Source organism: Rudaea sp. (assembly GCF_036383415.1).
Lineage (GTDB): Bacteria > Pseudomonadota > Gammaproteobacteria > Xanthomonadales > Rhodanobacteraceae > Rudaea.
Map to the genome: position 1 here is coordinate 1 of NZ_DASVOK010000347.1, position 6,841 is coordinate 6,841.

Below are 6,841 nucleotides of genomic sequence, written 5' to 3' on the forward strand. Positions count from 1 at the left end.
GGATCGGAGCCCCGCCCACGGCGGGCGAGGCAAGAGTGGCGTGCGGGTTCATCGGCTATGCGGTCAGAGGAAGCAGTGCGGGAGCGCCGTCCATGACGATTCCCTGGTGAAAGGCGACGAGGTGTTCGGCGATGCGCGTACCGGCGCGACCGTCGCCGTAGGGCGCGGACGCATCGAACGGCAGCGCGCTCGGCCTTGACGCGTCGAGCAGGTGGCAGGCCGCGGCGACGATGCTCGGGGCATCGACTGCAACGAGGTTGGCGCTGCCGAGCGCGAGGCTTTCCGGGCGCTCCGTGTTCTCGCGTGCGATCAGGATTGGCGTGCCGAGATAAGGCGCCTCTTCCTGGATGCCGCCCGAGTCGGTGATCGCGAGCGTGGCGCGCGCGAGCAGGGTGATGAACGGGCGGAAGTCGAGCGGCTCGGTCAGCACGATGCGCGGATGCGCGGACAGATGCTGGCGGATGCGCGCGCCGACGGTGGGGTTCGGGTGCACCGGGCAGAGCACGCCGACATCGGGCCGTGCGGCGAGCAGGTCGAGCACTGCGGCGCAGACCACGTCGAGGCCGCGGCCGTAGTTTTCGCGCCGATGCAGGGTCAGCACGATCAGGTGCGGTGTGGCGGGCAGGGCAGGCAGCTCGGACTCCGCGCAGGGACTCTGCACGGTGTCGCGCAACAGGTCGATCGAAGTCTGACCGGCACGATGGATGCGCGACGGTGCGATGCCTTCGGCGCGCAGGTTGCGTTCGGCGCTCGCGGTCGGCGCGAGGTGCAGGTCGGCAAGGCGCGCGATGCGGCGACGGAAATGTTCCTCAGGAAACGGCCGCAGCGGATGATTGGTACGCAATCCCGCTTCAACGTGGGCGAGCGGCAGGCCGAGATCGCGCGCGGCGAGCGCGGTCGCGTAGGCCGTGCTCGTATCGCCCTGGGCGACGGCCATCGTCGCCGCGGCGTCGCGCAGGCAGCTGCGGATCGCAACGCGCAGGCGTTGCAGCGTGGCCGAAAGCGAACCGCTTTCGCACTGCGCGGCGGTGGCGTCGGCGGCTAGGTCGTGCTGGGCGAGGGTGCGCTCGACCATCGCGCGATGCTGGCCACTGTTGATCAGCAGGGATGCGATACCGTCGTGCAGGCGCAAGGCCTTCGCAACGCTGGCGAGCTTCAGGCACTCCGGACGCGTGCCTACCACCAGCGCGATTCGCGGTCTGCGAACCTGGTCAAGAATCCTCACTAAGCCCCCCGTAGGCATGCTACACATTTCGATTACATATTATTACACCGAAATATGACGAAAAACCTAAGTCTGCTAGCGGTTTAGGCGATTTTTTTTCGCGCGGATCGACGCCTGCACCGAAGTCCAGCCTCGCCCGACCCGGCGAAGCGGAGTAAACTATCGCTTTACCAGCACCGGAAACTGCTGCGTCATGACTCCCCTGATTTTCGTTACCGGCGGCGTGGTGTCCTCGCTTGGCAAGGGCATTGCGTCGGCCTCGCTTGCGGCCATCCTCGAAGCGCGCGGCCTGCGCGTGACGATGATGAAGCTCGATCCCTACATCAACGTCGATCCGGGCACGATGAGCCCGTTCCAGCACGGTGAGGTCTACGTCACCGACGACGGCGCCGAAACCGATTTGGACCTGGGCCACTACGAGCGCTTCGTGCGCACGCGTCTGACCGGCAAGAATTCGATCACCACGGGCAAGATCTACGAGAGCGTGATCCGCAAGGAGCGCCGCGGCGACTATCTCGGCGCGACGGTGCAGGTGATCCCGCACATCACCGACGAGATCAAGCATTCGATCTTCGAGGCGACGCGCGGTTTCGACGTCGCCCTCGTCGAGATCGGCGGCACGGTCGGCGACATCGAGTCGCAGCCGTTCCTCGAGGCGATCCGCCAGATCCGCATAGAACACGGCGCGGACAAGGTCATGTTCATGCACCTGACCCTGGTGCCGTACATCAAGGCCGCCGGCGAGATCAAGACCAAGCCGACGCAACACTCGGTCAAGGAACTGCGCGCGCTCGGCATCCAGCCCGACGTGCTCCTGTGCCGCTGCGAGGAACCGCTGCCCGACAGTGAGCGGCGCAAGATCGCGCTGTTCACCAATGTGCCGGAAAAAGCAGTCATCAGCGCGATCGACCTCGACACGATCTATGCGATCCCGGCCTGGCTACACAGGCAGGGTCTCGACGATCTCGCCGTCGCGCATCTCAAGCTCGATGCGAAGCCGGTGAACCTGGCCGAGTGGGACAAGGTGGTCGACGAGGTCAAGCATCCCAAGCATCAGGTCGACATCGCCATCATCGGCAAGTACGTCGAGCACAAGGACGCGTACAAATCGCTCGGCGAAGCGCTACGCCACGGCGGCCTCAAGCAGGCCACGCAGGTCAACCTGCGCTGGGTTGAATCCGAGGAGATCGAGGCGCACGGCGCCGAGATGCTGCGCAACGTCGACGGCATCCTCGTGCCGGGCGGCTTCGGCAAGCGCGGTTTCGAGGGCAAGATCGCCGCAGCCCAGTTCGCGCGCGAGAACAAGATTCCGTACTTCGGCATCTGCTACGGCATGCATGCCGCCGTGGTTGATTTCGCGCGCCACATCGCGAACCTGCCTGCGGCGAATTCGAGCGAAAACGACCGCCTCGCCGCGGATCCGGTCATCGCGCTGATCACCGAGTGGACCAAATCCAGTGGCGAAATTGAGCATCGCAGCGAGGACTCCGACCTCGGCGGCACGATGCGCCTCGGTGCGCAGGAGTCCCGCCTCAAGTCCGGGACGCTCGCGCGCGAGATGTACGGTCACGACGTGATCCGCGAGCGTCATCGCCACCGCTACGAGTTCAACAACAACTACCGGCAGAAGTTCGCCGACCTCGGTCTCGTCATTTCCGGAGTGTCGATGGACGAAGAACTGGTCGAGATGATCGAACTGTCGCCGCAGAAGCATCCCTGGTTCGTCGCCGGCCAGTTCCATCCGGAATTCACCTCGACGCCGCGCGACGGGCATCCGCTGTTCTACGGCTTCATTCGTGCCGCGCGCGAGCAGAAGGCGGTGCGCGAGGCGCCGAAGCTGGCTCAGGTGGCCACGGCCTGATGCTCCTTTTGCCTGCTGCCTGCACACCGTCGGCGGGCCGATATCGCAGAACATCGAACATGCATCACTCGCGTCTTTGCTCCATCCAGATCGACTGCAACACTTCCGATGTCGACGAGGCCGCGACGTTCTGGGCAGGCGCGCTGGGCTTTCCGGTCGATCTCGATCATGCGGGCAGTCGCGGCAACTATCGCCAGCTGGCCACTCCGGCGGCCGAGCCGATGGTGCAGATTCAGCGCGTGGACCACGACAGCCGCGCGCACCTCGACATCGAGACCGACGACATTGCCGCCGAAGTCGCGCGTCTGGAGAAGCTCGGCGCCACGGTGCACAAGCGCCTGGAGCGCTGGACCGTGATGCAGGCGCCGACCGGGCAGCGCTTCTGCGTCGTGCGCGTGCAGCGTCCGTTTTTCTCGCAACATGCCAACCGTTGGGACTGATCTGATCCTATGAAACTCTGTGGCTTCGAAGTCGGCGCCGACAAGCCGTTGTTCCTGATTGCGGGGCCCTGCGTGGTCGAGTCGATGCAGCTGCAGATCGACACGGCCGGCACGCTCAAGGACATCACCGACAGGCTCGGCATTCCCTTCATCTTCAAGTCGAGCTTCGACAAGGCCAACCGCACATCGGCGACGAGCTTCCGCGGACCCGGCATGGAAGAAGGGTTGCGCATCCTCGCCGAGGTCAAGCGCCAGGTCGGCGTGCCCGTGCTGACCGACGTGCACGAGTACACGCCGATGCACGAGGTCGCCGCGGTCGTCGATGTGCTGCAGACACCGGCCTTCCTCTGCCGGCAGACCGACTTCATCCAGAACGTCGCGCGCTCGGGCCGGCCGGTCAACATCAAGAAAGGTCAGTTCCTTGCGCCGTGGGACATGCAGAACGTCGTCGACAAGGCCAAGGCGGTCGGCAACGACGACATCATGGTCTGCGAGCGCGGCGTGAGCTTCGGCTACAACAACCTCGTCTCCGATCCGCGCAGCCTCGCGGTGATGCGCGAGACCGGCTGCCCGGTCGTGTTCGACGCGACCCATTCGGTGCAATTGCCCGGTGGTCTCGGCGGCAAGTCGGGCGGTCAGCGCGAGTTCGTGCCTGTGCTCGCGCGCGCGGCGGTCGCGGTCGGCGTCGCCGGCGTGTTCATGGAAACGCATCCCGATCCCGACAAGGCGCTCAGCGATGGGCCGAATGCGTGGCCGCTGGGCAAGATGGCCGAACTTCTTGAGCGCCTAATTGCACTCGATGCTGTCGCTAAAGCTTAAGGTCGAGCGCTGAAATGAAAGGGAAAACATGAAAAACTGGATGGCGATAGTATTTATTTTGTTGATCAATGCCGCGTCGCTAGACGCTGCAGAGAAAACCAATGATGTAACAGCTACAGGCGCGCGGGTATCGCCTACAGCAGCTAAAGAAGGTGTGCCGATCCCCGTTGCGGAATTCAACAAGATGCTTGACGTTGAGTATGAGAAAAAGTGCAAAGCGGCAACAATCGAGGTGGCATATTCACCAGAGAGGCAATTTCAAATCGACGATAAAGAATATGCATTCGACAATTTTGTCGATGAGATTACAAATCGTCAGAAGCAAAAGCCTTTGGCCTGCATTTCGATTACGGCGCCATGTAACGATCGAAAACTGGTCTCCAAAATCGCGAAACATATGCAGGATTGGAAAATCGAAAGACTGTCATGGGTCCCCGATCGAAAGCTATTTCCAGACAAGAACGACAAACTTCCGGAGTGCGTTAAGTGAGTAATATTTCGAGTATCACTGCCCGTGAAATCTTGGATTCCCGCGGCAACCCCACGCTTGAAGCGGAAATTACGCTCGCTGATGGTTCGTTCGGCCGTGCTGCGGTTCCGAGTGGCGCGTCCACCGGTTCGCGCGAAGCAGTCGAACTTCGCGACGGCGACAAGGCGCGCTATCTCGGCAAGGGCGTGAAGAACGCGGTCGCCAACGTCAACACGACGATCGCTTCCGCGCTCAAGGGCTTCGACGCCAACGACCAGAAGGGCCTCGATGCGAAGTTGATCGCGCTCGACGGCACGAACAACAAGGGCAAGCTCGGTGCGAACGCGCTGCTCGGCGTCTCGCTCGCGAACGCGCATGCGGCCGCCGCGTCGAAGAAGCAGCCGCTGTGGCAGTACATCAACACCGCGCTCGCGGCTGGTGCGCCGCTGCACCTGCCGGTGCCGATGATGAACATCGTCAACGGCGGCGCGCATGCCGACAACAATGTCGACATGCAGGAATTCATGGTGCTGCCGGTCGGCCTGCCGAATTTCTCCGAGGCGTTGCGCGCGGGCACGGAAATTTTCCATGCGCTGAAGAGCGTGCTCAAGGGCAAGGGCCTCAACACTGCGGTCGGCGACGAGGGCGGTTTCGCGCCGGACCTGAAGTCGAACGAGCAGGCGATCGAGACGATCCTCGAAGCGATCGCCAAGACCGGCTACGCGGCCGGCAAGGACGTCTATCTTGGCCTCGACGTGGCGAGTTCGGAGTTCTACAAGGACGGCGCCTACCACCTCGAAGGCGAGGGCAGGAAGTTCTCTGCGGCCGAGTTGGTCGAGTTCTATGCCGGCTGGTGCGCGAAGTACCCGATCGTCACGATCGAGGACGGCATGGCCGAAGGCGACTGGGACGGCTGGAAGGCGCTGACCGACAGGCTCGGCAAGAAGGTGCAACTGGTCGGCGACGACCTGTTCGTGACCAACCCGGCGATTTTCAAGGAAGGAATCGACAAGGGCATCGCCAACGCGATCCTGATCAAGGTCAACCAGATCGGCACGCTGAGCGAGACGCTGGAAGCGATCGCGATGGCGCACAAGGCGAACTACGCCGCGATCGTTTCGCATCGCTCGGGCGAAACGGAAGACGTCACCATTGCCGACATCGCGGTCGCGACCACGGCGACGCAGATCAAGACCGGCTCGCTGTGCCGCTCCGATCGCGTGGCCAAGTACAACCAGCTGCTGCGCATCGAAGGCGCGCTCGGTGCAATGGCGACGTACGCCGGCCGCAACGCGTTCCCGAACCTGCCCGGCCTCGTCTGACGGATGTTGCGTTGGGTTGCCCTGATCCTGCTGGCGCTGCTGCTGGCCCTCGGCGTGAAGCTGTGGGCCGGCGAATGGGGCTTTCGCGAGATCGCGCGTCTGCAGGCGCAGATCGCCGAGCAGAAGGCCGAGAACGCCAGGCTGCAGCAGCGCAACGATCAGCTCAAGGCCGACGTCGAGGATCTGCGCAGCGGCAAGGATGCGATCGAGGAACGCGCGCGCACCGAACTCGGCCTGATCAAGCCCGACGAAATCTTCTATCAGGTGGTCGAACCCGCACCCGGCGAAGCCAAGGCCGGGGCGGACAAGGCCGGCGCTGACAAGAGCCGCGATGCCCAGCACTGACGCCGCGTTCTGGTGCGTGGTGCCGGCGGCGGGTAGCGGCACGCGTTTCGGCGGCGGAGTGCCGAAGCAATACCTGCCGCTTGCGGGCAAGCCCTTGCTGCTGCACACGCTGGAACGGCTTGCCGCGCATCCGCGCATCGCGGGATTGATGATCGCGCTGGTGGCGGGCGATCCGCACTGGCCCGGCCTCTCTTCGCTGCACGGCAAACCGGTGCTGACCTGCATTGGCGGCGGCGAGCGTGCCGATTCCGTGCTCGCCGGCCTTCGTGCACTGGCGGGAAAAGTGGAAAACGATGATTTTGTACTCGTGCACGATGCTGCGCGGCCCTGCGTTCGCGAGGACGACATCACGCGCCTGAT

Annotated in this window: 8 protein-coding genes; 7 read left to right on the forward strand and 1 reads right to left on the reverse strand. The window is 63.7% G+C overall.

Annotation, left to right across the window (positions count from 1 at the left end; translation table 11 throughout):
- Positions 1-55: 55 nt before the first annotated feature.
- Positions 56-1,183, reverse strand: a complete 1,128-nt coding sequence (gene wecB, locus VF497_RS12920; protein WP_330889334.1) for a non-hydrolyzing UDP-N-acetylglucosamine 2-epimerase — start codon at positions 1,181-1,183, stop codon at positions 56-58.
- Positions 1,184-1,418: 235 nt separating this feature from the next.
- Between wecB and VF497_RS12925 the strand changes: the two genes are divergently transcribed.
- The 7 genes from VF497_RS12925 to VF497_RS12955 all read left to right on the forward strand — a co-directional run.
- On the forward strand, positions 1,419-3,086 hold the full coding sequence (locus VF497_RS12925; RefSeq protein ID WP_330889336.1) for a CTP synthase: 1,668 nt from the start codon (positions 1,419-1,421) through the stop codon (positions 3,084-3,086).
- Between the two features lie 59 nt (positions 3,087-3,145).
- Positions 3,146-3,526: a VOC family protein gene (locus tag VF497_RS12930; RefSeq protein WP_330889338.1), complete on the forward strand. Its 381-nt coding sequence runs from the start codon at positions 3,146-3,148 to the stop codon at positions 3,524-3,526.
- Positions 3,527-3,535: 9 nt separating this feature from the next.
- Positions 3,536-4,345, forward strand: a complete 810-nt coding sequence (gene kdsA, locus VF497_RS12935) for a 3-deoxy-8-phosphooctulonate synthase (protein ID WP_330889340.1) — start codon at positions 3,536-3,538, stop codon at positions 4,343-4,345.
- Positions 4,346-4,373: 28 nt separating this feature from the next.
- Entirely contained in the window at positions 4,374-4,835 is a 462-nt protein-coding gene (locus VF497_RS12940; RefSeq protein WP_330889342.1) for a hypothetical protein, read from the forward strand.
- Positions 4,832-6,136, forward strand: coding sequence for a phosphopyruvate hydratase (gene eno, locus VF497_RS12945; protein ID WP_330889344.1), 1,305 nt, complete (start codon positions 4,832-4,834; stop codon positions 6,134-6,136). The genes VF497_RS12940 and eno overlap by 4 nt, the downstream gene beginning before the upstream one ends.
- 3 nt (positions 6,137-6,139) lie before the next feature.
- A complete protein-coding gene (gene ftsB, locus VF497_RS12950) occupies positions 6,140-6,481 on the forward strand; it encodes a cell division protein FtsB (RefSeq protein ID WP_330889346.1) in 342 nt (113 codons plus the stop codon).
- On the forward strand, positions 6,468-6,841 hold a 374-nt coding region (locus VF497_RS12955; RefSeq protein ID WP_330889348.1), incomplete at its 3' end, for a 2-C-methyl-D-erythritol 4-phosphate cytidylyltransferase. The genes ftsB and VF497_RS12955, both read left to right, overlap by 14 nt.